Genomic DNA, 26924 nt, shown 5'->3' on the forward strand with positions numbered 1-26924 from the left:
AGCTCCGTTGTAGCTGGCGGCCACGCCCCCGGACGGCGCCAACCGTCGCGGGGGTCTGTTCGTGGTCCTACCGTAACGGAGGGAGTCCAGGCATGCTAGGTATCACAGGTATTGCGTGAATCGCACGGGTGTCCAGGTATGCGAAAGATAGAGGGGTGATGGAATTCGCTCCTGACATCCCCCGCTGGCGCCAGGTCGCCGAGATCATCCGACGCCGAATCGCGGACGGTACGTACGCCCCGCGCTCCAGAGTGCCGTCCGTCGTCCAACTGACGTCGGAATTCGGGATCGCCAACGCCACGGCCCACAAGGTCCTGCGCGCCCTGCGCGAAGAAGGGCTGACCTACACCGAGCCCGGCCTCGGCTCCTTCGTGGCGAAGCGCCCCGCCGAGGACGGCGACGCGTCCGAGTAGGACCGTCCGCCCGGCGGGGCGCTCACGAGGTCGGGGGCTACTCGCTCTTCGGCCCCGCCGACTGTGCCACCTCGAACGACCACAGCGTCGACCCCGTGGCCGCAGGCTTCGGGCGCTCGCCGCCCTCGCCGGCGCCTCCGTGGGCGGTCTTCATCGTGCCCTCCATCCAGGCCTGGAAGGATTCCTCGTCGCGCCAGCGCGTGTACACCAGGTACTGGTCGGTCCCCTCGACGGGGCGGAGGAGTTCGAACCATTCGAAGCCGTCGGAGCCCTCCCCGGCGGAGGCCCGCGCCGCGAACCGCTTCTCCAGGACCTCGCGCTGCTCGGCCGGGACGGTCAGTACGTTGATCTTGACTACGCTCATGCCCCCATCCTCGCGCACGGTTATTTCGGGAGCGCGTCGCGTCGGGGGAGGACGTACAGGGCGGCCGTGAAGGCTAGGGCGGCGTAGGCGCAGAAGGCCGCGAAACCGGTCCAGGGAGCGGCAGCGTTCGCCATCGGCACCGCGTGCAGGATGGCGAGCCCGGCGTTGCCCGGGAAGTACGGCACGGCGGTGTCCTGCCAGGAGGGCGGGAGGATGGCGCCGATCGCGGGGAGTACGTAGAGCAGTCCGAGGACGGTGGCGATGGCGCCCGCGCTGTGGCGGACGAGGGCCCCGAGGCTGAGCGCGAGGACGGCCAGCACGGCGAGGTAGAGCCCACCGCCGGTGACGGCGCGCAGGACGCCCGGGTCATCGAGGTCGGCCTTGATGTGCTTGCCGGAGAGCACAGACTGCCCGAGGAGGAACGCGCCGAGGCTGCTCACCGTCCCGACGACCAGGGTGACTGCGGATACGACGACCGCCTTGGCGACGAGGACGGTGCGCCGTTGGGGGACCGCGGTGAAGGTCGTGCTGATCAGGCCGGTGCCGTACTCACCGCTCATGGTGAGCACGCCGAGGACGGCGACGGCGAGCTGGGCGAAGATCAGCCCGGTCAGGCTCCAGTAGGCCGGGTCGATGGTGTGCCGGGCCGCGAAGTCCTGGTCGTACTGGGAGGCGTAGACGCTGGTGACGACGGCGCTGACCACGAGGGCGAGCAGCACGGTGAGCAGCAGGAGCCACCGGGTGGAACGGAGCGAGGTCAGCTTGGTCCACTCCGCGCGCAGGACTCCGGGCGTGATCGCGCCGGTGGGGGCGGCCATGCGCTGAAGGTGTTCGGTCGTGGTCATCGGGCAGCTCCGTCCACGTTCCCGGAGTCGGCCGTGTGGTCCGCGCTGTCGCGGGTCAGTTCCATGAACGACTCCTCCAACGAGGCGGACTGCGCTGCCAGTTCCAGCAGCACGATCCGGTGGGCCGCCGCCAGGCGTCCCACCGTGGAGACGTCCGTACCGGTGACGACGAGCCGCTGACCGTCCACCGCCTGGACATGCGCGCCCTGGCCGGTGAGCAACCCGGCCAGTTCGGTGGCCTGCGGGGTGACGACGCGTACCTCGTCGCGGGAGGTGCGGCCGACGAAGTCCTCGACGCTCGTGTCGGCGAGCAGCCGGCCGCGGCCGATGACGACGAGATGGTCCGCCGTCTGCGCCATCTCGCTCATCAGATGGCTGGAGACGAACACCGTGCGGCCCTCGGCGGCGAGGGACTTCAGCAGCGTACGGATCCAGACGATGCCCTCGGGATCGAGCCCGTTGACCGGTTCGTCGAGGATCAGCACCGGTGGGTCGCCGAGCAGCGCGGCGGCGATCCCGAGCCGCTGGCGCATGCCGAGCGAGAACCCGCCCGCGCGCCGCCCGGCGACGTCACCCAGTCCGACCTGCTCCAGTACCTCGTGCACGCGGCGCCGGGGGATGCCGTTGCTGTGCGCCAGCGCGAGCAGGTGCTGCGCGGCGGAGCGTCCGCCGTGGAACGCCTGGGCGTCGATCAGCGCCCCGACCTCGAACAGCGGGCGCCGGTGCGCGCCGTACGGACGGCCGCCGATGGTCACCCGTCCCGCGGTCGGTGCGTCCAGGCCCAGCACCATCCGCAGGGTGGTGGTCTTGCCCGCCCCGTTCGGCCCCAGGAAGCCGGTCACCCGGCCCGGGAGCACGTCGAACGACAGGTCGTCCACGGCGGTGACCGAGCCGTACTTCTTGGTCAGCCCCTCGGCAGCAATCATCATGCGCACCAGAATCCGCGGCCATGAGGCGCCGGGGCGTCGGCCCGCACGCCGGTTCTGCAGGCCGTCCGGCAGATGTACGGGGCCGGTGTCCGCGGCGGATGTACATCCGCAGGCGTACGGATCCGGTCGGCCGCCGGGCCGACGCCGGGCGACCCCGCCCTGGCTAGCCTTGGGCGATATGCCCGACGACCTCCCGGAGCGGCCGGCGCGTCCGCTGAGCCGCCGCCTCACCGCACGGCACTGGACGCTCCTCGACGGGGCGATCGCCACCGCGGCCGCCGCGAACGCGGCAGCCCTCGCGGCCACCCGCCACCCGGAGCCGAGGGGCCTGACCTGGGACCTCGTCCGCTACGCGGCCATCGCCGCAGTCTGCCTGCCGCTGCCGTGGCGGCGACGCCGCCCGCTCGCCGTACTGACCGTGATCAGCGGGGCGGTCGGCGTCTCGATGGCGCTGCATTCCAACGCCTGGCTGGTACAGCTCGCGACGCTCGCCATGTACTCCATGGCGGCGGTCACCCCGCGCCGCCGCTCCCTCACCGCGCTCGCCGCCGGTGTGCTCGTGGTGTTCGGCGGCGCCCTCGCCGGCGCGTCCGGCAGCCTGTCCGGCGCGCTGGGCTCGGGGGTGCTCCTGCTGGCCGGCGGCTGGCTGGTCGGGGAGAACACCCGCCGCCGACGCGCGTACGAGAAGACGCTGGCCGAACGCGCCATGGAGCGCGAGGCCCAACGCGAGCAGCGGATCCGGCAGGCGGCCGTGGAGGAGCGCATCCACATCGCCCGTGAGCTGCACGACTCACTCGCCCACGCGATGAGCGTGATCACCGTGCGCTCCGGCATCGCGCGCATGCTCATCGAGAGCCGCCCCGACGAGGCCCGCAACGCGCTGGGCATCATCGAGAGCACCAGCCGCGGCATCATGCAGGAGATGAGACTGCTGCTGGGCGTCCTGCGCACTCCGCACGCCGAGGCCGACGCCCCCGAGGCCGACGCCCCCGTAGCCCCTGTCGCCCGGCACCCGGCCTCGACCACCTCGACGAGCTGCTCGCCCGGGTCCAGCAGGCCGGTGTCCGGGTGGACCTCCGAGCGGAGGGCGCTCCGCGGGCGCTGCCCGACAGCATCGGCCGCTCCGCCTACCGCATCATCCAGGAGGCGCTGACGAACGTCGTCCGGCACGCGGGAGCCACGAGCGCCCGGCTGCGCGTCAGTTACCACCCCGAGGACCTGGCGATCGAGATAGTCGACCACGGCACCGGCGGCACCCGCCCCGCCGACGCCGTCGCCCCGCCCGGCACCGCGGCCCACGGTCTGGTCGGCATGCGCGAACGCGTCCACCTGTTCGGCGGCGAGTTCAGCGCCGGGCCGCTGCCCGAGGGCGGGTTCCGCGTCCTCGCCCGTATCCCCACCGACGAGGACACGGCATGACGATCCGCGTGGTGGTCGCCGACGACCAGCCCCTGCTCCGCGGTGGGTTCAGGCTCCTGATCGACTCCGCGCCCGACATGCGGGTCGTCGCGGAGGCCGACGACGGCGCGCAGGCCCTGGCCCTGACCCGTGAACACCGCCCGGACGTCGTCCTCATGGACATCCGGATGCCGCACACCGACGGCCTCGTGGCCACCCGCCGCATCTGCACCGACCCCGGCCTGGAGGGCTCCCGCGTCCTCATCCTGACCACCTTCGACCTCGACGAGTACGTCTATACGGCCCTGCGCGCCGGCGCCAGCGGCTTCGTCCTCAAGGACACCACCCCCGAGGACCTCCTGGCCGCCGTCCGTGTCGTCGCCGCCGGCGACGGCCTGCTGGCACCGCGCATCACCCGGCGCCTGATCGCGGAGTTCGCCCGACGGCCCCAGTCCGCCCGGGCCCTCGAGACCACCCCCGCCGCCCTGAGCACCGTCACCGACCGCGAACGCGAAGTCCTCAGGGAAGTCGCCCGCGGCCTGTCCAACGCCGAGATCGCCGTCCGCCTGCACATCAGCGCCGCCACGGCGAAGACGCACGTCAGCCGACTCCTCACGAAACTGGACGCCCGGGACCGCGCACAACTCGTCGTCATCGCCTACGAGTCCGGCCTCGTCACTCCAGGCACGCCATAGTCCGGGACGGTGCAGGTGTCGCCGCAGCCGGAACGCCGTGCGGCCGAACCCGGACTGTCCTCCCGGCTCGAACGCGTGCATCATTGCCCAGGCGTTGTCGACGGGGCTGACGAGGTGAGCGGTGCGCGTGCGAAGAGGTGGGATGTGTACGGCGGTCGTCTGCACCGCGCTTCTGCTCGCCGCCTGCGGTCCGGGTGGTGACACCAAGGCCGCCCGCCCCACCCCCGTACGCATCGCCGACGCCCCCGCCAAGCTGCCCGTCCCGCACGGCAAGGGCAGCAGGACCCCCGACGACTTCAACGGCGACGGACACCGCGACCTCGTCCTGGACGCCCTCGTCAAGGCGCAGAGCCACGCCGACGACGCGGGCATCGGCGTCGTCTACGGCGGAACGCACGGACTCGCCCCGGGCGCACGGCAGTTGATCGCCCCCGCGAAGTACGCCGCCCGCACCAAGGGCCAACTGCCCGCCGTCTTCGACGCGGAGGCGAGCTGCGACCTGGACAAGGACGGCTTCACCGACCTCATCGTCTCGACCGACCCGCCCTACGACGGCCAGGGCATGCCCCCGGTCCCGCTCCAGGTCCTCTTCGGCTCCCCCGGCGGCCTGACCCGCGCGGTCACCCTCACCGTCCCCGCCGCCGCCCGCTTCGGCAACGACTGGCCCGACCAGCCGGTGTGCGGCGACTTCGACGGCGACGGCGCCGAGGACCTCGTCCTGCACGCGTCGGGGCAGCGCCTCAGCTTCCTGCGCGGCCCGTTCACCCGCAAGGGCGCTCCTCGCGCGGCCGGCGCCCCCGTTCCCTCGCCCGGCGAGGTCCCGACCGGCCCGGCGGCCGACGTGAACCGCGACGGATACGACGACCTGGTGGTCCGTACGACGGACGGACCGGGCAAGGCGTACGTCGTCCTCGGCGGACCCGACGGACCGACCCGCACCGGCACCACCCTGCCCGAGGGCATCGACGTCGCCCTCGGCCGCTTCGGCAAGGGGGCGGCCCTGGACGCGGCGGTCGGCGCGATGGGAAAAACGTCCCTGCGCTACGACCTCCCGGCCCCGGCCCGCGCCACCCTCGCCTCCCCCGGCTCCATGCTCGACGCCGCCGACTTCGACGGCGACGGCCTCACCGACCTGGTCTCCAGCGGCACGCGGCTGCGGGTCTTCCGCGGCCGTACGACGGGCCTGACCACGACCGGCACGGTCACCGTCGCACCCCCGGCCCGGGGTACCACCAGGGTGCTCGCCGTGGGCGACTTCGACGGCGACGGCCGGGCGGACCTGGCGGTGCGCACGTACCGCGGCGAGACGAAGGACACCGTCGCGGTCTACCCGGGGGTGAAGAAGGGGCTGCTGGCGGCCGAGCCGTCGGTCACCTTCTCCAGCTCGGAGTTCCTCGCGGACTGACGGACGCGTGCGGAGACGCATGCGGAGGCGGGTGCGGAGAGGCTTCACAGCAGCCTCAAAAAATAACCGAACTCACGTACAACCCTTCACCACCGTCGTGGGTCTCCTGATCGCCGACCGAACGGTTAACGCCAAGTCAACTTCCGGCCAACACCATTCGTCGCGCACCCCATCGACTGTGGACGCCCGCCAGGCGTCCCCCGCATGCAGCAGGAGAAAACCCGCATGCACAGACCTCTGCGACTCGCCCTCGCCACCGCCACCGCGGCCGCGCTGACGGGCGGTCTGCTCACGTTCTCGGCCGTCACCGCTACGGCCGCGGACTCCACCACCGTCCCGCAGGCCGACTTCAACGGCGACGGGATCGGCGACACGGCCTTCTCGGCCGACGGCGCCTACGTCAGCGGCAAGGCCGAGGCCGGACAGCTGGTCGTCCTCTACGGCACCAAGTCCGGCGTGTCCTCCGCCAAGCGCTCCACCATCAGCCAGAACACCACGGGCAACCCCGGTACCGCCGAGACCGGCGACCACTTCGGTGCCGAGTCGGCGTACGCCGACTTCAACGGCGACGGCTACGACGACATCGCCGTGGGCTCCCCCGGCGAGGACGTCGGCAGCGACAAGGACGGCGGCGGCCTCGCGATCCTGTGGGGCTCGGCCTCCGGCATCACCGGCAAGGGCGTCACGGTCTCCGACCCGTCCCCCTCCGGCCACGACTACTGGGGCAAGAACCTCGCTGCCGGCGACTTCGACGGCGACGGCAAGGCCGACCTGGCCGTCGGCAGCTCCAACGCCACCATCTACGTCCTCAAGGGCGGCATAAGCTCCACCGGCAAGCCCGGCGGCACGTACACGATCAAGCCGCCGATCCAGGGCACGGACGCGAACGGCCCGCTCAACCTGACCGCCGGCAACATCAACGGCGGCCCCGAGACCGACCTGGTCATCGACGGCTACGAGACCCAGACCGACTACGGCTGGAACAAGAACTACTACGTCCCCGGCACCCCGAGCGGCCTGAACATGGGCGCCTCGGAGGTGCTCAAGCCCGGCGTGATCACCGCGATCGGCGACATCGACCACGACGGCTACGGCGACATCGTCTCCGGCGCCTACTGGAACACCACCACCGAGGACGGGACGACCGTCCCCGACTCCGGCAAGGGCGGCAAGGTCTGGGTCACCCACGGCTCCGACGGCGGCCCGCTCACCACCAGCGCCACCGGCATCACCCAGGACACCGGGAACGTTCCCGGCACCGCCGAGGGCAACGACTTCTTCGGCTACGAGCTCGACCTGGGCGACGTCAACGGCGACGGCTACCTGGACCTCGCGATCGGCGTGGCCGGCGAGAACATCGGCAGCGCCACGAACACCGGCGCCGTCGACGTCCTCTACGGCACCGCGAACGGCCTGAACACCGCCTCCGGCGCCCAGTCCTTCGCGCAGTCCACGGCGGGCGTGCCCGGCAACGACGAGAAGAACGACTACTTCGGCACGGACGTCAAGCTCGACGACGTCACCGGCGACGGCAAGGCCGACCTGCTCGTCGGCTCCCAGGAGAACGCCGGCAACGGCGGCGTGACCTACCTGCCCTCGAACGGCACGAAGATCACCACCACGGGCTCGCGCTCCATCGCCCCGAGCACCTCGGGCGTCTCGACGACGGGCTATCCGTACTTCGGCGCCAACTTCGCGGACTGACCGGCTCGTAGCCGATCACCGCACCTGAACGAGGAGCCGGACCCTCACCCTCGGGCCCGGCTCCTCCTCTTCTTCCCCCGACAACCCCCTTACGGGTCCCGGCGCGCCCGCCCCGCCCGTCCCTTAGGGGATGTCACAGCTCGGCCGCAAAGCCGGGCCCGAACCGCCGGGCCCGCCACGCCGCTCCGCGGGATCGGTTACGTTCGATGACGTGGCTGGATTCAGGATCGGACGCGGCGCCCGGAACAACGGAGCTCCGCCCAGGCAACCGCAACAACCCCCGTACGGCCGGCAGGCCCCGCAGGGCCCGTCGTACGGCTACCCTTCTGCGCCGCAGCAGCCGTACGCACACGGCGGCGGCCAGTGGCAGCAGGGCGGCAACGCCGGGGGATACGACGAGCCGGAGTACTTCGGCGGCCCGGGCGGACCCGCGCCGCAGGGCCACCACGACCCGTACGCGGCCAACAACCCCGGTCACACCCAGGCGTTCTCGGTCGGCGAGGACCCGTACAGCCAGGGCGACACCTACCGCGCGGGCTCGGCCGCGGCCGGCCCCGTGGGACCGCGGCTGCACTGGAAGGACCTGCTGAGGGGCATCGTCCTGTCGCCCACCCAGACCTTCCTGCAGATGCGCGACTACACGATGTGGGGCCCGGCCCTGATCGTGACGTTCCTCTACGGCCTGCTCGCGGTCTTCGGCTTCGACGGCGCCCGCAAGGACGCGATCGAGGCCACCCTCTCGAACGCGGTCCCGATCGTCCTGACGACGGCCGTGGCGATGGTGCTGTCGGCCTTCATCCTGGGCGTGGTCACCCACACCCTGGCCCGCCAGCTCGGCGGCGACGGCGCCTGGCAGCCCACGGTCGGCCTCTCCATGCTGATCATGTCCCTCACCGACGCCCCGCGTCTGGTCGTCGCCATGTTCTTCGGCGGCGACGCCTCCTTCGTCCAGCTCCTGGGCTGGGCGACCTGGGTGGCGGCCGGCGCCCTCCTGACCCTGATGGTCAGCCGCTCCCACGACCTCCCCTGGCCAAGGGCCCTCGGCGCCAGCGCCATCCAGCTGATCGCCCTGCTGTCGATCGTGAAGCTGGGCACGTTCTGAGGCCCTGAACAGCAAAGGGCTCCCGGTGCAGCACCGGGAGCCCTCTTTCATTTCCGCACTTGCAGTCCCGTCAGGCGTCGAGAACCTGCCCGGAACGGGTGACGACCGGCGGCATCACGCTCCACGGAAAGTTGATCCACTCGTCCGTCCGCTTCCACACGTAGTCGCACTTCACCAGTGACTGCGACTTCTCGTAGATGACGGCGGAGCGGACCTCGGCGACGGTGTCGAGGCAGAAGTCCCGTACGAGCTTCAGGGTCTTGCCCGTGTCGGCGACGTCGTCGGTGATGAGGACCTTCTTGTCGGAGAAGTCGATGACGTTGGGCACGGGGGCGAGCATGACGGGCATGTCGAGGGTGGTGCCCACGCCCGTGTAGAACTCGACGTTCACGAGATGGATGTTCTTGCAGTCGAGGGCGTAGGCGAGGCCGCCGGCGACGAAGACGCCGCCGCGGGCGATGCTGAGCACGATGTCCGGCTCGTACCCGTCGTCGGCGATGGTCTGCGCGAGGTCGCGCACGGCGGTGCCGAACGCCTCGTAGGTCAGGTTCTCCCGTACGTCACTCATGCCGCCCCGCCCTCAGACCTGGGTCCGGTGGAAGTTGAGGTAGGACCGGGAGGCGGTGGGTCCGCGCTGGCCCTGGTAGCGGGAGCCGTAGCGCTCGCTGCCGTAGGGGAACTCGGAGGGCGAGCTGAGCCGGAACAGGCACAGCTGGCCGATCTTCATGCCGGGCCAGAGCTTGATGGGCAGGGTGGCGAGGTTGGAGAGCTCCAGCGTCACATGCCCGGAGAAGCCGGGGTCGATGAACCCGGCGGTGGAGTGCGTGACCAGCCCGAGCCGCCCGAGCGAGCTCTTGCCCTCCAGCCGGGAGGCCAGGTCGACGGGGAGCGTGATGACCTCGTACGTGCTGGCGAGGACGAACTCCCCGGGGTGCAGGATGAACGGCTCGTCGCCCTCCGGCTCCACGAGCCGGGTGAGATCCACCTGCTCGACGGAGGGATCGATGTGCGGGTACTTGTGGTTCTCGAACACCCGGAAGTACCGGTCCAGGCGCACGTCGACACTCGACGGCTGCACCATGGATTGGTCGTAGGGATCGATCACCACTCGCCCGGCGTCGATCTCGGCCCGGATGTCCTTGTCTGAGAGAAGCACGCCCCGAGGATACGCAAGGCGCGCGGTACGGCCACAACCGAGCCGCCCCGCGCGCCTGCACACCACGTATGCCGCTCATGCTGCTGGTTCCGCTAGTGCTGCTTTTGCAGGCTGACCGGCACCGCACTGCGGAGCCGGGCACACCGTGGACACCGGACGAGCCGGCCGGGGCCGAGTCGCTCGGCCTGCTGCATCGGGAACGTAGCGGTGCTGAACACGTGCCCATCGGCACAACGGACGACGGTGCGCTCCATCAAGTCCAAGAGTCCCTTCCCCAAGAGCCGCGTCTGGCTATTGCTCACCAGACGACAAATGCCACGTTACGGGATCAAAGAAACGACTCCGCACGCGGCACTCCGGCCCTGCCCGGACCCTCTCCCACCCCTCCACCGTACGCCCCAACTCCCGCCCCCCGCAGCCTCATAGCCCCCACAAACACAGCACGGCCCCACGGCTTCAGCGCCGGGGGCCGGGGATGAGGTAAGGTGACGTTGCATTCGACACCGGCCTCGGTCGGCGTCTTACGCGGGTGTAGTTTAATGGTAGAACATCAGCTTCCCAAGCTGAGAGCGCGAGTTCGATTCTCGTCACCCGCTCCAGAATGAAACCCCAGGTCAGCGACCTGGGGTTTGTTTGTTGTCTAGACCAATTTGGGGGTGGCGTGCCCTTCGCGTGCCCTAAGTCGAGGTCAAGTGGCCATTTCAGGGCCGCCCAGGTGTCACTTTGAGCGGCTCCGCCGCTGGCGTCTCAAATGGCGAGACGCATTTTGTGTGACCTGCGCCACTACAGCCCATCAGGCTAGCGAAGTCGCTTACGCAAAGCGGCAGTTCACGAATGAAGGGATGCGCAGCCCTTCACCAGCGGCTCCCCCGCACACCACTTGGCTCCCAGGCCGCGTCGGGGGACCCACAGCCGTAGCAGCTGCCACGTACTGGGCCCACGCCGAGGTCGGTGAGCAGGCCCCGGTCCGGTCCTCGATCGCCGGACGATGTCAGCGGACCACAGACAGGTGCGGCCGGTTGTGCGCACCGCCGCGCCCTTGCCCCTCTCCCTCCTGCGCGGTCACAACGAGCCCAAAGATCAGGTCGTTGAGGTCGGCAGGCCGGAGATGAAGTTCGCGGGCCACGTCCGCAGGCCGCGTCCCCTCACTGCGCAGAGCAGTGAACACCTTGCCCAGCACCTGGGAGGTCTCACGGGCGACGCCGCTCCCAGGTTCCGACTTGCGGTAGCCGAGACGGCCGAGTTCCACGCAGTGGGTTCGGTACTGCCATTCGGTGGTCAGGCCCAGTTCGTGCAGCCGGTGTGCAAGCGCCATGGCGGCGACCTTCCAGCGGCGTTTGGCCTGGAGGATCCAGCTCGTGCTCGCGCCATGCGGGGCGTGGGCCAGAACGTCTGCCCGCGGCATGAGGAATGCGGCTGCGAAGCGGTGCGCTTCCGCCTCGGCCTGTGGGCCGTGCGGCATCTGCTCCTCGCCGTGCAGGACGAGATGTCCAAGTTCGTGAGCGGCGTCGAAGCGCCCACGTTCCGCCGTCTTCTCGGTGCTCAGCAGCACGAACGGGATCCCCCGGTCCCAGAAGGAAAACGCGTCTACTTCAGGACAGGCCCTGGAAAGGGAGAAGACGCGAACGCCATGCGCCTCCAACAGGTGCACCACATTCGGGATCGGCGCGTTCCCGAGCCCCCAGCGTGCGCGCACCAGGGAGGCGGCTTCCTCCGCTGGGACGTCCGTGCCGGCCGCCTCCCCGGGACGGGGGATCTGATCCTCGTCCGAGCGCAGGCGGCTGAACGAGGTCAGAGACGGGATGTCGGGGGCAGGCAGGCGGAAGTGCGCGCCCATCCAGTCCTGCAGAGCGCGCGCCAACCGTCCGGAGCTGAGGGCGATGTCCCGCTGGGAGGCGGTCATCTTGCTCAGGGCACGGAAGCTGACCGAGTCGACGGTCAGCTCGGCGACCTCCTCGGCGCTGAAGAAGGAAGAAGGGAACTCCAGAGCTGTCGCGATCGCCTCAAGCGACGGAGGGCTTGGAGTGGCCCGTCCGTTCTCGAAGTCGGACAGCCTGCGTGGCGTCAGGCCGGCCATCTGGGCGAGTCGGGTGACGGTCAGCCCTCGGCGCTTGCGCGCCAGGACTAGCCGGGATGCGGTGGTCATGGGAGGAGCCAAGTGGGGAGGTCTGGGCGGGACGGTCAGGGCAGGCGCTCAATCGGGATGTCGATGCCGCCCTGGTCATCGGCATCGTCGACGAACGGAGTGAAGCCCTCGAAGTCGATCCAGGGGAGGATGATCCGCTCGTTCCAGCTGCTGATCTTGCCACGGCTTCCCGGGTCGTTCGGAAACGAAAGCTCGGCGTGCAGCCGCGTCCCCTGATCGGTCTTCAAGTGGTGGTAGAGCAGGAACCATGTCGGGATGCCGTTACCGGCTTCCTGCTGCTCGGGCTCCACCTCGGTCCCACCGAAAAGCAGCAGCTGCCGATTGGCCTCCACCCGCTTCATCACCGCATTCCCCTTCGGGTAGCGGGTGGATGGCGTGAGGGCTGCATATCCGGTCTCCGAGCTGCCGCTGGAGGCCGCGATGGCGAAGTCCCCGGAGGGCGAGACGAGCAGTGGAACGTTGCTGGGGCTGGCGCTGGTCCAACCCTCCGGGATGTACGTCTCCCGCAGGAATCGAATCGTCCGACCCCAGAAGATGTTGCCGGGCAGTGAGACAGGATCCAGCGGCGTGCAGAAGTTGCGCTCCGATTCGGCCCGACGCAGGGCGGCGTCGATCCCCTGGACCGACAGACCCAGTTCGGCGAGCCGGTCACGGACCTGGCGGTCCTCCGCATGCACGACGGTCATGCCCTACCTCCCGACACACCCCACTCGACTTCCGGAAATCCTCCCTCAAATGAGGCGGGAAATCAAGAAATGATCCTGTTCAGTGCCGTAGAGGTTGGGGTGCGCCGCCTAAAGCCAGCGTCCCCTTCTCCGAAACTGGCAGCTCAGAGGACAGGACCCGGCCGGTTTGACCGGACGGGCCCCGTACGGACACCAGGGTGTTACGCCTCGCGGGCACTCTGCCGGTCTCCATCTGCCTCACGGAGCTGTGCGCGTACCTCGGTGTCGATCCCCTGCGCGAGCCTCCGCTGATGCTTCGCCGTCGAGTGCTGGTAGATCAGCTGGGCCCGCTCCGAGGACTGGCCGGCGCGGACCATGAGGTCCTTCAGCTTGGCACCCGTGTCGGCGGCCAGGGTGTTGCCGGTGTGCCGCAGGTCGTAGAAGCGGAAGTTGTCCGGCATCCCGACCTTGGTCCTCGCCTTGCGCCACTTGCGGCCGAAGGTCGAGCGGCGGAAGGGGGCGCCCTTCTCGCCGACGAAGAGGAGGCCGTCCCGTTCCTTCTCCGCGAACCACTGGAGGTGACGACGCAGTTCCGGGAGCAGGAAGTCGGGCAGGTACACGGTGCGCTTGCCCGCCCGTGTCTTGGGGTCTCCGGTGACCCGCCTGCCGTTGGTCAGCTCCGGCGAAGCCTGCGTGATGCGCAGGGAACATTCGTCGAGATCGACACTGTGACGGCGCAGTTCCGCCAGTTCTTCCGGGCGGAGGGAGGCGAAGGCGCCGAGCAGGACCATCAGGCGCCAGCGCGGGCCCATCGCGTCGGCGAGGTCGAAGACCTGCTCAATGGTCGCGGTGGGGCGTTCGTCAGCCTCCTCCTTGCCCGCGCCCTTGATACGGCATGGGTTGCTGCGTAGGAGGTCGTCGTCGACCGCCGTCTGCAAGATGCCCTTCAGCAGGCGGTACGACTTGGCGACCCTTGTGGCGCCGGTCGCCTTCAGGCGCTCGGCGCGCCATGTGCGGACGGAGGGCGGAGTGATCTCGTCCAGGTCCTTGTCCCCGAAGGTCGGCAGGAGGTGCAGACGCAGCAGGCCGTCGTAGCGGTCGACGGTGGTGAGGGCCAGGCCGCGCTCCTCCATCCAACGGAGTGCGTACTTCTCGAAGTTGACCGCGCCGGCGTCCGGGTCGCGCCATACGTTGCGCTCGATGTCGGCGCGGACGAGGTTGAGCCAGTCCTGGGCGTCGGACCTGGTCTCGAACGTCTCCGGCGCGGTGTACCGCCGGCCGTCGGGGCCGATGTAGCGGGCCTGCCACCGGCCGGAGGCCAGCTTGCGTACCGTGCCGAACTCGCGCCGCCGCTGCGGCTTGCGTCCTGCCATCAGGCCGCCTTCCCGTAGCGGGCACGGGTGCGCCGGACCGGCTCGACGGTGCGCGCATCGACGTACTCGGCGACCGCGCTCTCGGGGATGCGGACCGGGCGGCCGAGCTTGACATAGCGGATACGCCGTTCGGCGATCAGACGGCGGACGAAACGCTCGCCCGTGCCGAGCATTTCGCCGGCCTCGGCCACTGTCAGGAGGCGGTCAGCCATTCGCAGTCACCTCCTGTGCGGCACGAGCAGTGCGAGGTGAGCGGGGAAGGGCAGGGGGCATTGCGGGTCGGCGCAAGGGCGAGGGGTCCTTTACTCGGGGTGGTTCGGGGCGGCAGGCCGTTCCTGCAGGCAGTGCTTGCAGTTACACGGCGCGGATCCCTTGGAGGAGGGCCAGGGGCGAGACCCGGAGGGCCTGGGAGAGGGCGACGAGGTCGTCGATGTCGCAGCGGCGCTGGGCGCGCTCGATACGGGACAGCATCGTGTTGGTCATCGGCCGGCCGAGAGCGCTGACGCGGGCGGCGAGCTCGCGCTGGGCGAGGCCGCGTTCGGTGCGGAGGATTTCGATGGTGCGGGCGGTCCGTATTCCGGCCGGACCTATTTCCAGAGATCGTGCTGCCATGGCTCCATTTGTAGCTTGCATTCGCCGGTTTGGTTAACCGGCGATCGTCGGCTATGTTGCGCCCGGCGCGCGGCCGGGGCTTACTTCTGGGCTGGGCTCCGGGTATCCGGTTGACGGTGTCTTCACCAGCCCGATGACGTGCTCTGACGTGGGGTGTTGTGTTGTAGCTTGCGCTCTCAGCGGGAGTCAACGGGTTCCCGATGTGATGCTTCTGGCTTCATCTGACGGTGCATTATTTCGGCAACCGGCGATCCAGGTTTATGCTTTTGGAGATGCCTCACAGCACGCGTTCGCCGTCAGCTGTCTGATTTCCCGGCGGAATGCTGGACTTGTGCGGCATCGATGTGGCTGTCTTGGCTATACGACGCCACCAGCCCTCCCGCTGCCTTCGGACCGGGGCTGTGAGCCGCCCTCCCCGTGCATCGCCCGACAAGGGCCGACCGCACCTCCACGCCCCGACCCAGGAGCCGCCGCCCGATGAGCCACGACGCCCGCGAATGGGTGTGGGACCACAGCCACAGCAAAGGCACCGCCCGCATGATCCTCACCCTGATCGCAGACCGGTGCCGCGACCGGCACTGCGTCGCATACGCGTCCGTACCGACCCTCATGAAACGCGCCAACGCCTCCCGCACCGCCGTACGCGACGCCCTGGCCAAACTGATCGCCGACGGTGAGCTGGTGCAGCTCACCGACCGCAAGGGCCCACGAGGAGAGACCTACTACTGCCTCCCGGTCGCCGCCCGATTCCTCACCGAACAAGCCCCCGAGGGGGAGCAGAATCCGACCCCTCAGGGGGATCAGATTTCGACCCCCTGGGGGTCGAAATCCGACCCTGTCACCCCCTTTGAAGGGGGGCCGGAATCCGGCCCCGGGGAACAGAATCCGGCCCCCAGGGGGTACGGATTCCGACCCGAGGGGGGTGCGGATTCCGACCCCCAGAACAGAAGAGAACCGAAGGTGAACGGTAAGAGCAGCAGCAGCTCTGCCCCGCTCATCTCCGCCGCCGAGTGGCAGATCGACGACGACGCCCGTGCCTGGCTGCGGCACCACGGCCACCTCGACCGACTTGGCGAGCACGCCCTGCACGCCGCCGACGAGAAGTGGCGCACCTACCGGGCCACCTGGGCGCCCCGCACCGCCGCCGCATGGGCCACCGACTGGCGCGCGTGGATCGCCCGCGAACACACCCCCACCCCTGGCCGCCCAAACCTCTACGCCCTGCCCGGCGGCACCCCCGCCCCGGCCACCGGCATGACGCGCACCGAGGCACACATGGCCGCCCTGCTCGCCGCCCTCGACGAACCGACCGGAACGGAGTAACCCGCCTTTGGACCGACGCGAAGCCGCCGCCGTCCTCGCCTACATCGGCCGCCTCGACCCCCGCACCATCCGCACCGGCACGGCCGAAGCCCGTGACCAGATCGCTCAGTGGCAGGAACTGCTCGACGACATACCCTTCGCCACCGACCACGGCTGGGACGTCCGCCAGGCGGTGCGGACTCACGTCCTCGACTCGCCGTACCCGATCCTGCCCGTGGACATCGCCCGCAGATGGCGTGCCCACCGACGCAACCGGCTCGACCGGCATACCGACCCCACTCCAGCCGCCGACCCAGATGATCCCGTCGCCTGGCGTGCCGAGCTGCTCCGCTCCCGCAACGCTGTCGCGACCGGCAGGGCCGCGCCGTCGACGCACCGGCAGATCACCGGCGGTGGCCAGCCTCGCGACGTCGAGGAGCGCCCGCGCGGGATCGGATCGTGCATCCCACCATCCGTACGCGCCGAGCTGGCCCGCTACCGCCCGACCCGCGCCGCGTGCGAGGCCGCCGTCGCCGACGGCGTCCCCGATGCGCTCGGTGTCCGGTGCGACTGGTGCCATGCACCCGTGGGCTCCCCGTGCCGTCAACGCAGGCCGAGCCCTGACGGAACCGTCCGGGGCAACGCCGTACGTGCGACGCCCCACCCGTCCCGCGTCGACCTCGCCACTGCCCGGACGGACCGAGACCGAGTCACGTGACGCGGTCCGGCTTCGCTCCTCGCGGCGGCCGTGTGGGACTACGAGCGTCGGTCCCCGAACCGGTCGTACACAGTTCCGACGAGCACTTCGGGGACCGCGTCTCGGGGACCGTGCCGACCGCCCCCGGGGACCGGTCCCCTCTGAATCCGCAGCTCAGAGCGCCTTTGAGTCGGTCCCGGAGCGTCCCCCGAAATGGGGACCGTCCCCGCAGCAGCCCCTTCGGTCCCCTCGGGGACGGGGACCGTGCAGTGGAAGGGGACGGTCCCCGTGACGACGCGTCAGGGGGACGGTCCCCGATGAGCGTCGCGTCGCCGTCCCCAAGCGTCTGGGGACCGTGCACACCGCAACGCTTCGGGGACCCCCTTGCTCTCCTCACAACGACAGCCCCACCCCTGACGGCGTCCGCCGTAATTCCCACCACCCTCGAATCGCCCCAGCCGCTGGCCTCACCTGCCTCGTTCGGCGCCTCGGCGACTCAGCTCCCCTACCAATCACGCCCCCGGAGAACCACACGTGCACGACCGAGACCACGAACACACCAATCAGCAGGAGACCACCGTCGCCCCAGACAACCGCGCAGCAAGTTGTACCGGGAGCAATGCTCCCGGGATTCCCGCCCCAGGGGTGGCGGGAACAGCCCGACGCCAGGGGGCACCGGAGCCTCAGGCTGCGACCGAGGGCGGACCGCAGCAGGGAGGGGAAAGACTGGCCGAGTCCGTCTCGAAGCGACGTCAGCGCACCCGTCAGCCGACGTCACGCAAGCGTCTGCACCAGCCCAGCTGCCGCATGAACGACGCCGAGTTCCAGCGATTCACCGAAGCAGCCGCCCACTGCCAGATGTCCAACGCCGCCTTCCTCGCCTACGCCGTCGACAAGGCCGCCCGCGACCTGACCCGCACCGCCGCCGAGATCGCCACCGAACGCCAGGTCATCGACGAGCTGTTCGCCGCCCGCCGACACCTCGGCCGCATCCACGGCCTGTTCAACCAGATCGCCAAGGCCCTCAACTCCGGCGCCGACGCACCCCATCTGGACACCGGTGCCAAGGCCGTGCGCAGCGCCGCCCGCCGCATGGAGGACGCCGCCGATGCCCTGCTCGCCCACCGCGACGGCGGTGCCGCTGAGTGATCCCCAGCATCCACGACCGCGGCAGCGAGACGATCGGGCTCATCAACTACCTCTACGGCCCCGGCACTGCAGAGGAGCACATCGACCCGCACCTGGTGGCCGCCTTCGACCCGCTCACCCCCGACCCCGGCCGCGACCCGAAGGCCACCCACGAACAGCTCCAGCGCCTGCTCGACCAGCCCGTCAACGTCCTGCCCGCCGGCAAGCGCCCCGAGAAGCACGTATGGCACCTGTCCGTGCGGGCCGCCCCGGAGGACCCGGTCCTGTCCGACGAGGACTGGACGGCCATCGCCCGCCGCATGGTCGCCGCCACCGGCATCGCCCCCGACGGCGACGAGCAAGCCTGCCGGTGGGCAGCCGTCCGGCACGCCGACGATCACATCCACATCATCGCCACCCTGGTCCGCGACGACGGCCGCCGCCCTCGCCTGCACAACGAGGCCCGCCGCGCCCAGGCCGAATGCCGCCGCATCGAAGTCGACTACGACCTGCGCCGCGTCGCATCCGGGGACGGCACCGCCGCCAAGCCTCCCACCAGCGCCGAACGCCACAAGGCGAAGCGAGAAGGCAGGGAGCAGGCGGCACGCGAGGAGCTACGGGAGACCGTACGGCGGGCAGTGGCGGGAGCCATGAGCGAGGAGGAGTTCTTCGACCGGCTGGCTGCCGCCGGCCTGCTGATCCACAAGCGCGTCGCACCCTCCGGCGACCTGCTCGGCTACAAGGTCGCCCTCCCGGACAACCGCAACGGCAAGCAGGAGCCGGTGTTCTACGCAGGCTCCACCCTCGCCCCCGACCTGTCCCTGCCCCGCATCCGCAAACGCTTCTCCGACGGCCCTCCGAGTCAGGGCACGGACACCCCCTCCGCCGAAGCCCCGAGCGGCCCCGCGACAGCGCGGCGCCGGACGGCCACGGCCGTGTGGCAGACGGTGCTGGTCCTCGACGACGGTGAGGACGCCCAGGTGGCCGCGCACATCGCGGCGACTGGGGAGGTCCTGGACGCACTCGCCAAGACCTCCGCCGCCCACACCCGCGCCGAACTGCGCGAGGCCGCCTTCGCGTTCGAGCGGGCCACCCGCTCCCACATCAAAGCCGAGCGCGGACACGACCAGGCCCTGCGCCAGGCCGCCCGCGACCTCATCCACAGCGGACCCGCGCTCGGACGCGGAGAAGACGGCGCCACCACCGCGATGGCCATCGACATGCTGTTCTTCCTCGTGACCGCCGCCGCCCACTGGCACGCGAAGAAGGACCACGCCCAGCAGGCAGCCGCCGCCCACCAGGCCGCAGAACACCTGCGCGCCGCCTACCGGGCCGCCGCCGACCTCCCGCTGGGAGTGCTGTACCAGCGGGGCCGACGCCTGCCCCAGTCCCTGCGCCAACAGCAGGCCACCTGCCTTCGGGCGGCCGTGCCGGAGCTGGCCGAGCAGATCCTGGCCGAGCCGGGCTGGCCCGCCCTGGCGGCCACCCTCGCCGATACCGCAAGGGCCGGCCACGACCCGGCCGCGCTGCTGACGGAGGCCGCCGGACGGCGGGAGCTGGGCACCGCCGACTCGATCAGTGACGTGCTGGTGTGGCGGCTGCGCCGCATGGCCGACCTGCCCGCCGACGCCACCCAGATGCCCGACCACACTCCCACCGCGGCCAGGGGCGGCGGGCGTTCCGTCTCGCCCGCCCCGAGCCGAGACGACCGGCCCCGCAAGACGCGGTAATGCGGTGCATATGCCGGGAAGGTCAGCAGGCAGCCTGGAGGCGCATCTCTTCCTCGATGGCACGGGCGATTTCTGGCCACGGTGCGCGCAGCGCACCGACGAGCGACCAGTAGCCGTACATGTCCCGGAGCAGAGCACCGACGCCAAGGCGTGCGGCATCTCGGTCGATGACGCCTATGACACGCCGGGTGGTTCCTCCCGCTCCTCGGGCAGCTGGGGTGATCCCGTTTCCGAGGAGGATCGTGGTCGTACGAATGTCATCCAGCGTGGCCGGCGGCGCAGTCCCGGCGATGCTGCCGTAGATCAGTTGGTGCCAGCGTTCCTGAGTGCGGGCCCGTGCCTCGGTGGTCGGCTCGGTCACACGTGGGCTCCCGGATCGTGAGCTTCTCGCTGGGCGGCCAGGTGTTCCGCCAGTGCATCGGGCCCGATCTTGCCCAGGGCCCACAGGCTGCTGGATCGGCGAGCCCACCGCCAGAGTGGGTCATCCACAGGAGTGTGGAAGGGCAGCACGGGAATGCCGTGGGCGTCGAAGGGGCTGGCGTCGAGGTAACGCAGACCACCAGTGCCGCACAGATAGTGGGTACTGCCGGTGGCGGCCGCAAGGTCGACGAGGCGTTCGGAGCGGCCTTGCCGGGTCGGGATCTCACTGCTGTCCCGCACCTTCCCCGCCCAACCGACAACCCTGAGCAGGGCGACCGTCGATGCCCTCGCAAGGTCGGCCACACGGTCCGAGTCGTCGAGCGCGTCCACGACCTCGGACACAGCACCCCAGTAAGGGCTGCGGCCGTAGTACTGGCGGACAAGCAGCCGGATCGTCCGGCGTGAGCGACGCGGATCAACGAGCCGCGCCTGGCTTATCAGCGTCGGGCGCCCGTGGGGAAGGTGCGTCGGGAGCGTGAGCCACTGCTGCCGGGCGGGATCGTCCAAGGCGGCGAGACGGGCACGGTGCTGGTAGTCGCGCCGCGCGAACTGCACGTCGTCCAGGACGATCCACTGGTCGGCGGAGAACAGCTTGGCCAGGGTGGACAGCCGGGGGAACAGGTTCGGTTGGTGGATCGCGCACAGCCCACCCGACGCATCGGCGCTGGGCGGATCAACTACTGATGAGGCGGCTGTCGAAGCCTGCGCCCAAGAGGCGCTCGTAAGCGTCATGCACATCCCCCGGTACGTCCTGCTCGACGGCGAAGCCGAGCTTCGGGTACTCGATCACCCGCTGCAGATCCCCGACGAGCATGTCGACGACGAGCTTCTCGTCGCCGATCGACTTGATGTAGTCGTCCAACTCCAGCGGCTCCGATGCACAGACGACGTCCGCCTCGGGCCACAGCTTGCGGCAGGTGGCATAGGAGCGACGCTCCATGTACGGCTTGGAGATCAGCAGCAGCGACTCGACCGCGATGCCGGCCTCGGACAGCAACTCCCTTGAGAACGTGATGTTCTGGCCGGTGTTCGCGGCCTTCGGTTCCACGAGGATCGCCTTGTCCGGGACACCCAGGCTCAGCGCATGCTCGCGGTAGTGAACGGCCTCGCCTCGTGGGAAGCGGGCGCGGGTGGTGGGGCTGTTGCCGCCGCTGAACACCACGACCGGGAAAAGGCCGGCACTGTAGAGGTCAGCCGCTGCTGTAGCGACGCCCAGATCGTGGCTGCCCAGACCGATCGCCGCGGAGCAGGGCCGCCGCTCGTGGCCCATCTGGTGGTAGTTCCAGATCAACGTCGCGTCGTGGAACTGCTCGTCGGTGATCTGGCGCTGCTGGTGCTGCGGCACTGGCACTCCCTGGTTCATCCTTGCTGGCCCTTTCGGATGCCCTCGATGCTGCGCAGCTGGTGGCTCAGCCCGTACTGGCGGGCCACCTGTGCCGCCTGGTCGAGGACGGACAGCCCATCATTCCGGGTCGCCGCATCCGACAGAAGGATGTGCCCGTACGCGGTGTCCAACCGCACTCGCTGCATGGGGGAGTCGACCGTGCCGGTGGTGCGTGCGATGTCGATGTAGTGCAGAGCCTGGTCCAGGTGGCCGGCACCCCGGTGAGCCAGGGCCAGCTTCTGGTGCGCGACCGACCAGTCCTCCGGCTCGCCCAGCGTCTCGAACTCGCGGGTGGCGGCGGCCATGACTTCGGTGGCGTACGTGTTGTTGCCCTCCTTGCTGAGCGCCGTGCCCACCCAAAGGCGGGCACGGGCGCGATCCCGAGGGCTCAACCGCTCGTCGGTAGCGAGTAGTTCGTAGCTGTGAGCGGAGGCTTCGAGCTGGCCGGACATCTCTTGGACGACGGCGAGGGACAGCTCGATCTGCGCCACCCGGCGCGGGATGTCCAGTTCGGAGAACATGCCGCGCGCGGTCAGGTACGACTGGCGGGCGGAGAGCGGGCCGAGGATCGCCCCCTGATCCCGTTGGACATCGCCGAGTAGGACAAGCGAACGCCCGTACAGATACAGGCCCTTGTCGTCCAGGCGGTGCGGGTCGTGGCCGACCAGCCGACGGTTCAACAGCGTCGAGGCGAAGGAGAAATCCTGGCGACTGACGCAGACCACGGCGCGCTCGATGTCCTCGGTCCAGGTCTCGTAGTCCGCCGGTCGCCCGCTCTTACGGTCAGGGAACAACACCGCCTCGAACCGAGCATGCGCGGCGGAGTCGGCACGGGCGAGCGCGGTGTCCAGGATGGCCTGGGTGTCGGGACGGGGCTGGGTCTCGGCACCGAGGCTTTCCCACTTGGCCACCGTGCGCAGGGCGACCCCCAGGTGCTCGGCGAAGGCGCGGGTGCTCATGCGCAGCGCGGCGCGCAGGGCGCTCGCCTCCCGGCCCGTCCACTGCTGCACGCTGACCATTGCTGACCTCCCTCCGTCATGTATGGAAGCACCCTCCGTGACCACGAGGGGCGGGAAGTGCAACGGAAGTACAACAGCAGGTCATTTCGAGGCCGTTGGCGCAGCCCGACGCTGTGGACATGGACGACGAACTCATCACGGAACGACGCCCGGTGACCGGCCCGCATGTCTTCGGCTACCTGCGCCACGTCACCGGGGGGCTGGCCCGCCACGCGGCGCTCGTCGACTGCCTGACCGAGTACTGCCGACAGCACGAACTGACGCTGTGTGGCGTCTTCACCGACCGCGAGCCGACCGTGGCCATCCGCTCCCCCGCCTTCGTCGGGCTGGTCGACGCTCTCGGACTTCCCGACACCTATGGCGCCCTGATCCCCACCCTCAGTCACCTCGGTCCCAAAGGCATCGGCACCGAACGCAGGCGGCAGATAACAACGACGGGCGCCCGCCTGATCGTGGTCCGATCCTTCAGGCCGACGGCGGCTTCCGCACCTCCTCTCGGCACGAGCCTCGGCCTCCAGCCGCAAGGAGACACGTGATGTCCGTCCGTGACGCGCTGCGCAGCGCACCCATGGTCAACGACGTGTCCGGCCTGCGCATGCTGAAGGTCGGCGACGGCTGGGACCTCGTGCGAACCCCGGCCGAGACCGGCCTCCTGGCTCTGGCCTATCTGCGGGCAATCGGCGCGATGGTCGGGCCGGTGCTCTACGACGGCCCCAACGGGCGCCTCTATTACGCCGTCCGCCCCGGCACCGCCGGATGCTGGGACGACCTGCCGGTTCGCCTCCGGCACCTGGCTCATCGCGCCCGGTCTGGAGCAGATCGACAGCTGGTTCGGCGGCTGGTGCGAGCTGCCCGACGACGACACACTCACCGACGCCGACACGCTCCGCGCCGCGCTCCAGCACCCGTACGTCACCGCCGCCAAGGAGACAGCGGGCTCCGACGCCTGCAGTTAGCCCCGAGACAACCGGCAGCGCCTCCCATCCTTCCGACCCCACGCAAGGGGACATCCGTGGCGACCCATCTCGTCTCACCGAACACCGTCCTGGCCAACGCCCTCCACCGCGCCGAAGACGTCCTGACCCCACGCATCCTGTCCACCCCACCCGAGCGGATCGTGCTGGTCGTCGGCACCCAGATCAACGGCGCCCCGCACATCGGCACCTCCCTCGTGCAGTCCCTCGCCTTCGCCATGGCCGCCCGCCTGCGCGACCGCTTCGGCATCCCCACCGAGGTCCTCTTCAGCGCCCTCGACAACGCCCCGTACGAACTCGCCACCGACCCCGCAAGTGGTCACCGCTACCAACGCGCCTACGCCCAGGCCCTCGGCGACCAGTCCCTGACTGACCTCGTCTCTGCCCTGTACCAACCCCTGTTCACGGCCCTGTCCCGACGCCTGGGCATCCCGTACCGCGTCGAGACCTACACCCAGCAGCAGGCCGGCGAACGCTTCCGCCGCACCTGGTTGCGGCTCCTGCCCCGCATCGACGCCGCCCGCTGGTGGCTCGCCCCCTCGACCGGCACCCCACACCTCCGCACCCCCTGCCCACGCCCAGGCTGCGGCTGGGCCGAGAAACACGCCGAACGCACCCGCGTCCACCTCACCAACCGGGAAACCGCTGAGGTCGCCGCCGTCTGCCTCCACCATGGCCCCTACCGCACCACCGTCACACCCGCCACCGGCGCCTACCTCGACCTGGCCACCCTCTACCGCAACCTCGTCAAGGAACTCGCCCTCACCAGAACGCCGACCGACGGAACCCTGCACGTCATGGTCAAGGGCGGCGACTGGGTCTTCGGCTCCCTGCTCGTCGACGAGGCCCTTCAAGCCGTCGGCCTCACCCGGACCCAGCTGCCCGCCCGCCTGTTCTGTCCGCAGGTCGTCACCGAAACCGGCGCGAAGCTCTCCAAGTCCCTCATCCGCGAAGGCCACACCCCCTTGCCCGAGGGGGCCGCCGACTGGATGCTCGACGTCCGACAATGGCCCGGCAGCGTCACCGACTACGCCGACCAACTGCTGGCCGCAGCCAAGACCCTGCTGTCGGATCCCCGGCACTTCTTCCGCTCGTACTCCGCGGCCGAGATCGGCCGCCTGATCACCGCACCGGCACCCAGGAGCGTCCCCGCCCCATGAACGACAACTCCACCCGCGTCCGCGAACTCAACCTGTACCGCCGGTACTTCGACCTCGTCACCGCGGGCACCAAGACCATCGAGGTGCGGGTCAAGTACCCGCACCTCGCCGACCTCGCCGCCGGCGACACCATCCGCTTCCGGGTCAAAGGCACGGACGAGACCTGCGAGGTCAGGGTCAAGCGGGTCACCGAGTACACCGACTTCGAGGCCCTGCTCGACGGCGAGGGACCGTCCAACGTCAACCCCACCGCGACCCTCGACGAGCAGCTCGCCAACATCCGGGCCATCTACCCACCCGAGAAGGAAGCCCTCGGCGCCCTGGCCATCCATATGGAGCTCTGCTCCTGACCCCACACACGGGGAGCGTGTGGCAAACCCCAGTGGGCAGAGAGGTCACAACACCCGTCGGAAACCCAGTAGACGGCGCAGTCCGGCCGCCAGCAGGAAGGCTGCCGGCACCACGAGCACGCTGACCACCGCCCACGCGCCGACCGCGGACAAGCCTCGGTCGGCCAGGTAGTACTGCGCGATCACCACCAGGGGCAGGTGGACGATGTACACGCCGTACGAATCCGCCGCCAGCTCGGTGGACAGGCGGCTCGTTCGGGTCACCGCCTCCCGGAAGAGCGTGAGCAGCCCGACGCACAGGGACACGCACAGCGCGCTGTCGTACGCCGCCCACAGTGCGGCGGGGCCGTTGAAGCCGCCCGAGCCGAAGCAGTCGGCATCCGCGCCGATCGCGAACAGCAGTGCCACACCGGCGAGACCGCCGCTGAGCCAGGTCCATCCGGTGCGGGCGTCGAAGCGCTGCAACCAGTCGTGACGGTGGGCGAGTATGCCGAGGGTGAAGAAGGCGGCGTACTGCGGGAGTCGGGCGGGCTCGATCTGGAGGAAGTCGAGGAAGGGGACCCACTTGTCCAGGGGGTAACGCAGCCGTACGAGGAAGGTGGCGGCTGCGATTCCCACGGTCAGCCACAGCAGCGCGCGGTGCCCGGGCGCCGGCCGCACGCGGCGGATTCGGGCACCGTTGCGGCGCCGCAGGAGACGGCCTGCCTGGCGGCAGGCGACGTACAGGACGCTGTAGGCGAGCAGGTTCTGGATGAACCACAGGTGGGCGAACTGCAGGTCCGGCCAGGACGGGCCGGTCCAGTCCGCGGGCTTGTCCCCCAGCCCGAGGTAGACGTCGGTGAAGTAGCGGGGAAAGGAGATCGGCGGGTAGCCGCGGTAGTGGACGTAATACGCGTACAGCAGGCCCGGAACGATGGTCAGCGCCCCGGCCACGACCGGGATGCCCAGCCGGATCAACCGGCCCTTCACGAACGGCCAGGCGCCGCGCCTGTCGTAGGAACCTGGCACGAAGACCGCGGAGGCGAAGAAGAACAGGCTCATGAAGAACGTCCCGTCGACCGCCGACAGCGTGGCCAGGGCACCGGTCCGCGGCTGGCCCTGGACGTACCACCAGTCGGCGGGTCCGTACGGCTGCGCGGCGTGGTGCAGCACGACCAGGACGGTCAGGGCGATGCGGAGGTTGTCCAACCAGGCGAGACGGTGCGCGGTGCGGCCGGGTGCCCGCGGCGGGGAGGACAGCGAGGAAGTATCCATGTGTTCATTCTTGTAAACACATGCACACCCCGCACTGGGGCTAGCCTCCGTCCGCGCCCTCCAGGTGACCGTAGTACCCCCGCAGCAGGAGCTGCTGGTTGGCTGTGCTGCGGCGGGCCAGCACAGCGGGCGCGAACATCGGCTGGTCGAGTTGAGGTTGCATCACACGCTCCAGCAGCAGCGGGCCGAGAATCAGGCACAGCATCTGGAAGGGAGCCCACTGCTCGTCCGGGCCCTCGTTCCCGTACGACGCAGACAGCCGTTCCACTTCCGCGCGGGCACCGGACAGCAGGCGTCCGAACAGTTCGGCGCTCGCCTCGCTGTCCTCAAGGAGCACGTGCCGCAGGTAGCCGCGCAGCACCGGGTCCGAACCGAACACCCGGGCGGAGATCTCGCCCAGCGAGGCCATCAGCCCCTTGTCCGCATCGAGTTCGCGCAGCTGTTCCGTGATGCGATCCAGAACGTGTTCGTCCACCGCCGCGCGCAGCCCCTCCTTGGAACCGAAGTGCCGGGTGACCAGCGCCGGCGAGAGTCCCGCCGCGGCCGCCACCGCCCGGGTGGAGGTCGCCTCGAAACCGCGCTCGGCGAACAACTCCAGCGCCGCCTCACGCAACCTGGCCCGCCCCGTCAGATCGCTCTTCGCCACTGCCCTCATGCCCGCAGCGTAACTGCGGCGTCGTCGGTCACTCGGCCGCGCAC

Annotated in this window: 30 protein-coding genes and 1 tRNA gene; 15 read left to right on the forward strand and 16 right to left on the reverse strand. The window is 70.0% G+C overall.

Annotated elements, in window-relative coordinates:
* Positions 1–158: 158 nt before the first annotated feature.
* Positions 159–413 carry a GntR family transcriptional regulator gene (locus MQN93_RS12680; protein WP_242709549.1) on the forward strand — a complete coding sequence of 85 codons (255 nt, stop codon included), beginning with the start codon at positions 159–161 and terminating at the stop codon, positions 411–413.
* A 37-nt stretch (positions 414–450) separates the two neighbouring features.
* Here MQN93_RS12680 and MQN93_RS12685 read toward each other — a convergent pair whose 3' ends face one another.
* The 3 genes from MQN93_RS12685 to MQN93_RS12695 are packed head-to-tail and all read right to left on the reverse strand — an operon-like array spanning position 451 to position 2548.
* A complete protein-coding gene (locus MQN93_RS12685) occupies positions 451–777 on the reverse strand; it encodes an antibiotic biosynthesis monooxygenase family protein (RefSeq protein ID WP_242709550.1) in 327 nt (108 codons plus the stop codon).
* A gap of 20 nt (positions 778–797) precedes the next feature.
* Complete coding sequence (locus MQN93_RS12690) at positions 798–1622, reverse strand: ABC transporter permease subunit (protein ID WP_242709551.1); 825 nt, start codon at positions 1620–1622, stop codon at positions 798–800.
* Positions 1619–2548: an ABC transporter ATP-binding protein gene (locus tag MQN93_RS12695; RefSeq protein WP_242709799.1), complete on the reverse strand. Its 930-nt coding sequence runs from the start codon at positions 2546–2548 to the stop codon at positions 1619–1621. The genes MQN93_RS12690 and MQN93_RS12695 overlap by 4 nt, the downstream gene beginning before the upstream one ends.
* Positions 2549–2729: 181 nt before the next feature.
* Here MQN93_RS12695 and MQN93_RS12700 point away from each other — a divergent pair, with 181 nt between their 5' ends.
* The 6 genes from MQN93_RS12700 to MQN93_RS12725 all read left to right on the forward strand — a co-directional run bounded on the left by MQN93_RS12700 (position 2730) and on the right by MQN93_RS12725 (position 8855).
* Positions 2730–3704: a sensor histidine kinase gene (locus MQN93_RS12700; RefSeq protein ID WP_242709552.1), complete on the forward strand. Its 975-nt coding sequence runs from the start codon at positions 2730–2732 to the stop codon at positions 3702–3704.
* A complete protein-coding gene (locus MQN93_RS12705) occupies positions 3620–3970 on the forward strand; it encodes a sensor histidine kinase (protein WP_242709553.1) in 351 nt (116 codons plus the stop codon). Before MQN93_RS12700 ends, MQN93_RS12705 begins: the two co-directional genes overlap by 85 nt.
* The gene (locus MQN93_RS12710) at positions 3967–4644 is read left to right on the forward strand and encodes a response regulator (RefSeq protein ID WP_242709554.1); all 678 of its coding nucleotides are present in this window, start codon (positions 3967–3969) and stop codon (positions 4642–4644) included. Before MQN93_RS12705 ends, MQN93_RS12710 begins: the two co-directional genes overlap by 4 nt.
* Positions 4645–4786: 142 nt before the next feature.
* Complete coding sequence (locus tag MQN93_RS12715) at positions 4787–6049, forward strand: FG-GAP repeat domain-containing protein (RefSeq protein WP_242709555.1); 1263 nt, start codon at positions 4787–4789, stop codon at positions 6047–6049.
* 225 nt (positions 6050–6274) lie between these two features.
* Positions 6275–7753 (forward strand): FG-GAP and VCBS repeat-containing protein, encoded by a 1479-nt coding sequence (locus tag MQN93_RS12720; RefSeq protein WP_242709556.1) that lies wholly within the window; start codon positions 6275–6277, stop codon positions 7751–7753.
* A 130-nt stretch (positions 7754–7883) separates the two neighbouring features.
* Complete coding sequence (locus MQN93_RS12725; RefSeq protein ID WP_242709557.1) at positions 7884–8855, forward strand: Yip1 family protein; 972 nt, start codon at positions 7884–7886, stop codon at positions 8853–8855.
* A gap of 70 nt (positions 8856–8925) precedes the next feature.
* Here the strand turns inward: MQN93_RS12725 and MQN93_RS12730 are convergent, their stop codons facing one another.
* Both MQN93_RS12730 and dcd read right to left on the reverse strand, forming a co-directional pair.
* Positions 8926–9423 carry a phosphoribosyltransferase gene (locus MQN93_RS12730; protein WP_242709558.1) on the reverse strand — a complete coding sequence of 166 codons (498 nt, stop codon included), beginning with the start codon at positions 9421–9423 and terminating at the stop codon, positions 8926–8928.
* A gap of 12 nt (positions 9424–9435) precedes the next feature.
* Positions 9436–10011 (reverse strand): dCTP deaminase, encoded by a 576-nt coding sequence (dcd, locus tag MQN93_RS12735; RefSeq protein WP_016437198.1) that lies wholly within the window; start codon positions 10009–10011, stop codon positions 9436–9438.
* A 525-nt stretch (positions 10012–10536) separates the two neighbouring features.
* On the opposite strand from dcd, the gene MQN93_RS12740 reads away from it, so the two are divergent.
* Positions 10537–10610, forward strand: a tRNA-Gly gene (locus MQN93_RS12740).
* A gap of 392 nt (positions 10611–11002) precedes the next feature.
* On the opposite strand, the gene MQN93_RS12745 is transcribed toward MQN93_RS12740, so the two are convergent.
* The 5 genes from MQN93_RS12745 to MQN93_RS12765 all read right to left on the reverse strand — a co-directional run bounded on the left by MQN93_RS12745 (position 11003) and on the right by MQN93_RS12765 (position 14807).
* Positions 11003–12157 carry a helix-turn-helix domain-containing protein gene (locus tag MQN93_RS12745; RefSeq protein WP_242709559.1) on the reverse strand — a complete coding sequence of 385 codons (1155 nt, stop codon included), beginning with the start codon at positions 12155–12157 and terminating at the stop codon, positions 11003–11005.
* Between the two features lie 35 nt (positions 12158–12192).
* Entirely contained in the window at positions 12193–12843 is a 651-nt protein-coding gene (locus MQN93_RS12750; protein WP_242709560.1) for a hypothetical protein, read from the reverse strand.
* A 200-nt stretch (positions 12844–13043) separates the two neighbouring features.
* Positions 13044–14195 (reverse strand): tyrosine-type recombinase/integrase, encoded by a 1152-nt coding sequence (locus MQN93_RS12755; protein WP_242709561.1) that lies wholly within the window; start codon positions 14193–14195, stop codon positions 13044–13046.
* A complete protein-coding gene (locus tag MQN93_RS12760; protein WP_242709562.1) occupies positions 14195–14407 on the reverse strand; it encodes a helix-turn-helix domain-containing protein in 213 nt (70 codons plus the stop codon). Before MQN93_RS12760 ends, MQN93_RS12755 begins: the two co-directional genes overlap by 1 nt.
* A gap of 142 nt (positions 14408–14549) precedes the next feature.
* Positions 14550–14807, reverse strand: a complete 258-nt coding sequence (locus MQN93_RS12765; RefSeq protein WP_242709563.1) for a helix-turn-helix domain-containing protein — start codon at positions 14805–14807, stop codon at positions 14550–14552.
* A gap of 477 nt (positions 14808–15284) precedes the next feature.
* Here MQN93_RS12765 and MQN93_RS12770 point away from each other — a divergent pair, with 477 nt between their 5' ends.
* The 4 genes from MQN93_RS12770 to MQN93_RS12785 all read left to right on the forward strand — a co-directional run bounded on the left by MQN93_RS12770 (position 15285) and on the right by MQN93_RS12785 (position 19664).
* The gene (locus MQN93_RS12770; RefSeq protein WP_242709564.1) at positions 15285–16130 is read left to right on the forward strand and encodes a helix-turn-helix domain-containing protein; all 846 of its coding nucleotides are present in this window, start codon (positions 15285–15287) and stop codon (positions 16128–16130) included.
* A gap of 7 nt (positions 16131–16137) precedes the next feature.
* Positions 16138–16827: a zinc finger domain-containing protein gene (locus MQN93_RS12775; protein WP_242709565.1), complete on the forward strand. Its 690-nt coding sequence runs from the start codon at positions 16138–16140 to the stop codon at positions 16825–16827.
* A gap of 786 nt (positions 16828–17613) precedes the next feature.
* Positions 17614–17955: a plasmid mobilization relaxosome protein MobC gene (locus MQN93_RS12780; protein ID WP_242709566.1), complete on the forward strand. Its 342-nt coding sequence runs from the start codon at positions 17614–17616 to the stop codon at positions 17953–17955.
* On the forward strand, positions 17952–19664 hold the full coding sequence (locus MQN93_RS12785) for a relaxase/mobilization nuclease domain-containing protein (RefSeq protein ID WP_242709567.1): 1713 nt from the start codon (positions 17952–17954) through the stop codon (positions 19662–19664). The genes MQN93_RS12780 and MQN93_RS12785 overlap by 4 nt, the downstream gene beginning before the upstream one ends.
* 22 nt (positions 19665–19686) lie before the next feature.
* Here the strand turns inward: MQN93_RS12785 and MQN93_RS12790 are convergent, their stop codons facing one another.
* The 4 genes from MQN93_RS12790 to MQN93_RS12805 are packed head-to-tail and all read right to left on the reverse strand — an operon-like array spanning position 19687 to position 22487.
* Positions 19687–20025 carry a hypothetical protein gene (locus MQN93_RS12790; protein WP_242709568.1) on the reverse strand — a complete coding sequence of 113 codons (339 nt, stop codon included), beginning with the start codon at positions 20023–20025 and terminating at the stop codon, positions 19687–19689.
* Positions 20022–20816, reverse strand: coding sequence for a WbqC family protein (locus tag MQN93_RS12795; protein WP_308404297.1), 795 nt, complete (start codon positions 20814–20816; stop codon positions 20022–20024). Before MQN93_RS12795 ends, MQN93_RS12790 begins: the two co-directional genes overlap by 4 nt.
* The gene (locus MQN93_RS12800; RefSeq protein WP_242709569.1) at positions 20758–21447 is read right to left on the reverse strand and encodes a YdcF family protein; all 690 of its coding nucleotides are present in this window, start codon (positions 21445–21447) and stop codon (positions 20758–20760) included. The genes MQN93_RS12795 and MQN93_RS12800 overlap by 59 nt, the downstream gene beginning before the upstream one ends.
* On the reverse strand, positions 21444–22487 hold the full coding sequence (locus tag MQN93_RS12805; protein WP_242709570.1) for a helix-turn-helix domain-containing protein: 1044 nt from the start codon (positions 22485–22487) through the stop codon (positions 21444–21446). The genes MQN93_RS12800 and MQN93_RS12805 overlap by 4 nt, the downstream gene beginning before the upstream one ends.
* A 119-nt stretch (positions 22488–22606) precedes the next feature.
* On the opposite strand from MQN93_RS12805, the gene MQN93_RS12810 reads away from it, so the two are divergent.
* The 3 genes from MQN93_RS12810 to MQN93_RS12820 all read left to right on the forward strand — a co-directional run bounded on the left by MQN93_RS12810 (position 22607) and on the right by MQN93_RS12820 (position 24971).
* Positions 22607–23023 carry a hypothetical protein gene (locus MQN93_RS12810; RefSeq protein ID WP_242709571.1) on the forward strand — a complete coding sequence of 139 codons (417 nt, stop codon included), beginning with the start codon at positions 22607–22609 and terminating at the stop codon, positions 23021–23023.
* Positions 23024–23499: 476 nt separating this feature from the next.
* The gene (locus tag MQN93_RS12815) at positions 23500–24621 is read left to right on the forward strand and encodes a hypothetical protein (RefSeq protein ID WP_242709572.1); all 1122 of its coding nucleotides are present in this window, start codon (positions 23500–23502) and stop codon (positions 24619–24621) included.
* Positions 24618–24971: an ASCH domain-containing protein gene (locus MQN93_RS12820; protein WP_242709573.1), complete on the forward strand. Its 354-nt coding sequence runs from the start codon at positions 24618–24620 to the stop codon at positions 24969–24971. The genes MQN93_RS12815 and MQN93_RS12820 overlap by 4 nt, the downstream gene beginning before the upstream one ends.
* Before the next feature lie 45 nt (positions 24972–25016).
* Here the strand turns inward: MQN93_RS12820 and MQN93_RS12825 are convergent, their stop codons facing one another.
* Together MQN93_RS12825 and MQN93_RS12830 are read right to left on the reverse strand one after the other, a co-directional pair.
* Positions 25017–26225, reverse strand: coding sequence for an acyltransferase family protein (locus MQN93_RS12825; RefSeq protein WP_242709574.1), 1209 nt, complete (start codon positions 26223–26225; stop codon positions 25017–25019).
* 40 nt (positions 26226–26265) lie between these two features.
* Positions 26266–26880, reverse strand: coding sequence for a TetR/AcrR family transcriptional regulator (locus MQN93_RS12830; RefSeq protein WP_242709575.1), 615 nt, complete (start codon positions 26878–26880; stop codon positions 26266–26268).
* Positions 26881–26924: the final 44 nt, after the last annotated feature.

The organism is Streptomyces spinosisporus, from assembly GCF_022698145.1.
GTDB lineage: Bacteria > Actinomycetota > Actinomycetes > Streptomycetales > Streptomycetaceae > Streptomyces > Streptomyces spinosisporus.

Excerpts from the sequence above, each read along its gene's own strand:
- MQN93_RS12755 (WP_242709561.1), bottom strand. The coding sequence starts at position 14,195 with ATGGCAGGACGCAAGCCGCAGCGGCGGCGCGAGTTCGGCACGGTACGC.
- MQN93_RS12805 (WP_242709570.1), bottom strand. The coding sequence starts at position 22,487 with ATGGTCAGCGTGCAGCAGTGGACGGGCCGGGAGGCGAGCGCCCTGCGC.
- MQN93_RS12800 (WP_242709569.1), bottom strand. The coding sequence starts at position 21,447 with ATGAACCAGGGAGTGCCAGTGCCGCAGCACCAGCAGCGCCAGATCACC.
- MQN93_RS12760 (WP_242709562.1), bottom strand. The coding sequence starts at position 14,407 with ATGGCTGACCGCCTCCTGACAGTGGCCGAGGCCGGCGAAATGCTCGGC.
- MQN93_RS12770 (WP_242709564.1), top strand. The coding sequence starts at position 15,285 with ATGAGCCACGACGCCCGCGAATGGGTGTGGGACCACAGCCACAGCAAA.
- MQN93_RS12750 (WP_242709560.1), bottom strand. The coding sequence starts at position 12,843 with ATGACCGTCGTGCATGCGGAGGACCGCCAGGTCCGTGACCGGCTCGCC.
- MQN93_RS12795 (WP_308404297.1), bottom strand. The coding sequence starts at position 20,816 with ATGACGCTTACGAGCGCCTCTTGGGCGCAGGCTTCGACAGCCGCCTCA.
- MQN93_RS12725 (WP_242709557.1), top strand. The coding sequence starts at position 7,884 with ATGTCACAGCTCGGCCGCAAAGCCGGGCCCGAACCGCCGGGCCCGCCA.
- MQN93_RS12715 (WP_242709555.1), top strand. The coding sequence starts at position 4,787 with ATGTGTACGGCGGTCGTCTGCACCGCGCTTCTGCTCGCCGCCTGCGGT.
- MQN93_RS12830 (WP_242709575.1), bottom strand. The coding sequence starts at position 26,880 with ATGAGGGCAGTGGCGAAGAGCGATCTGACGGGGCGGGCCAGGTTGCGT.
- MQN93_RS12810 (WP_242709571.1), top strand. The coding sequence starts at position 22,607 with ATGGACGACGAACTCATCACGGAACGACGCCCGGTGACCGGCCCGCAT.
- MQN93_RS12685 (WP_242709550.1), bottom strand. The coding sequence starts at position 777 with ATGAGCGTAGTCAAGATCAACGTACTGACCGTCCCGGCCGAGCAGCGC.
- MQN93_RS12695 (WP_242709799.1), bottom strand. The coding sequence starts at position 2,548 with ATGATTGCTGCCGAGGGGCTGACCAAGAAGTACGGCTCGGTCACCGCC.
- MQN93_RS12730 (WP_242709558.1), bottom strand. The coding sequence starts at position 9,423 with ATGAGTGACGTACGGGAGAACCTGACCTACGAGGCGTTCGGCACCGCC.
- MQN93_RS12720 (WP_242709556.1), top strand. The coding sequence starts at position 6,275 with ATGCACAGACCTCTGCGACTCGCCCTCGCCACCGCCACCGCGGCCGCG.
- MQN93_RS12680 (WP_242709549.1), top strand. The coding sequence starts at position 159 with ATGGAATTCGCTCCTGACATCCCCCGCTGGCGCCAGGTCGCCGAGATC.
- MQN93_RS12825 (WP_242709574.1), bottom strand. The coding sequence starts at position 26,225 with ATGGATACTTCCTCGCTGTCCTCCCCGCCGCGGGCACCCGGCCGCACC.
- MQN93_RS12765 (WP_242709563.1), bottom strand. The coding sequence starts at position 14,807 with ATGGCAGCACGATCTCTGGAAATAGGTCCGGCCGGAATACGGACCGCC.
- MQN93_RS12745 (WP_242709559.1), bottom strand. The coding sequence starts at position 12,157 with ATGACCACCGCATCCCGGCTAGTCCTGGCGCGCAAGCGCCGAGGGCTG.
- MQN93_RS12820 (WP_242709573.1), top strand. The coding sequence starts at position 24,618 with ATGAACGACAACTCCACCCGCGTCCGCGAACTCAACCTGTACCGCCGG.
- MQN93_RS12780 (WP_242709566.1), top strand. The coding sequence starts at position 17,614 with ATGAACGACGCCGAGTTCCAGCGATTCACCGAAGCAGCCGCCCACTGC.
- MQN93_RS12710 (WP_242709554.1), top strand. The coding sequence starts at position 3,967 with ATGACGATCCGCGTGGTGGTCGCCGACGACCAGCCCCTGCTCCGCGGT.
- MQN93_RS12700 (WP_242709552.1), top strand. The coding sequence starts at position 2,730 with ATGCCCGACGACCTCCCGGAGCGGCCGGCGCGTCCGCTGAGCCGCCGC.
- MQN93_RS12690 (WP_242709551.1), bottom strand. The coding sequence starts at position 1,622 with ATGACCACGACCGAACACCTTCAGCGCATGGCCGCCCCCACCGGCGCG.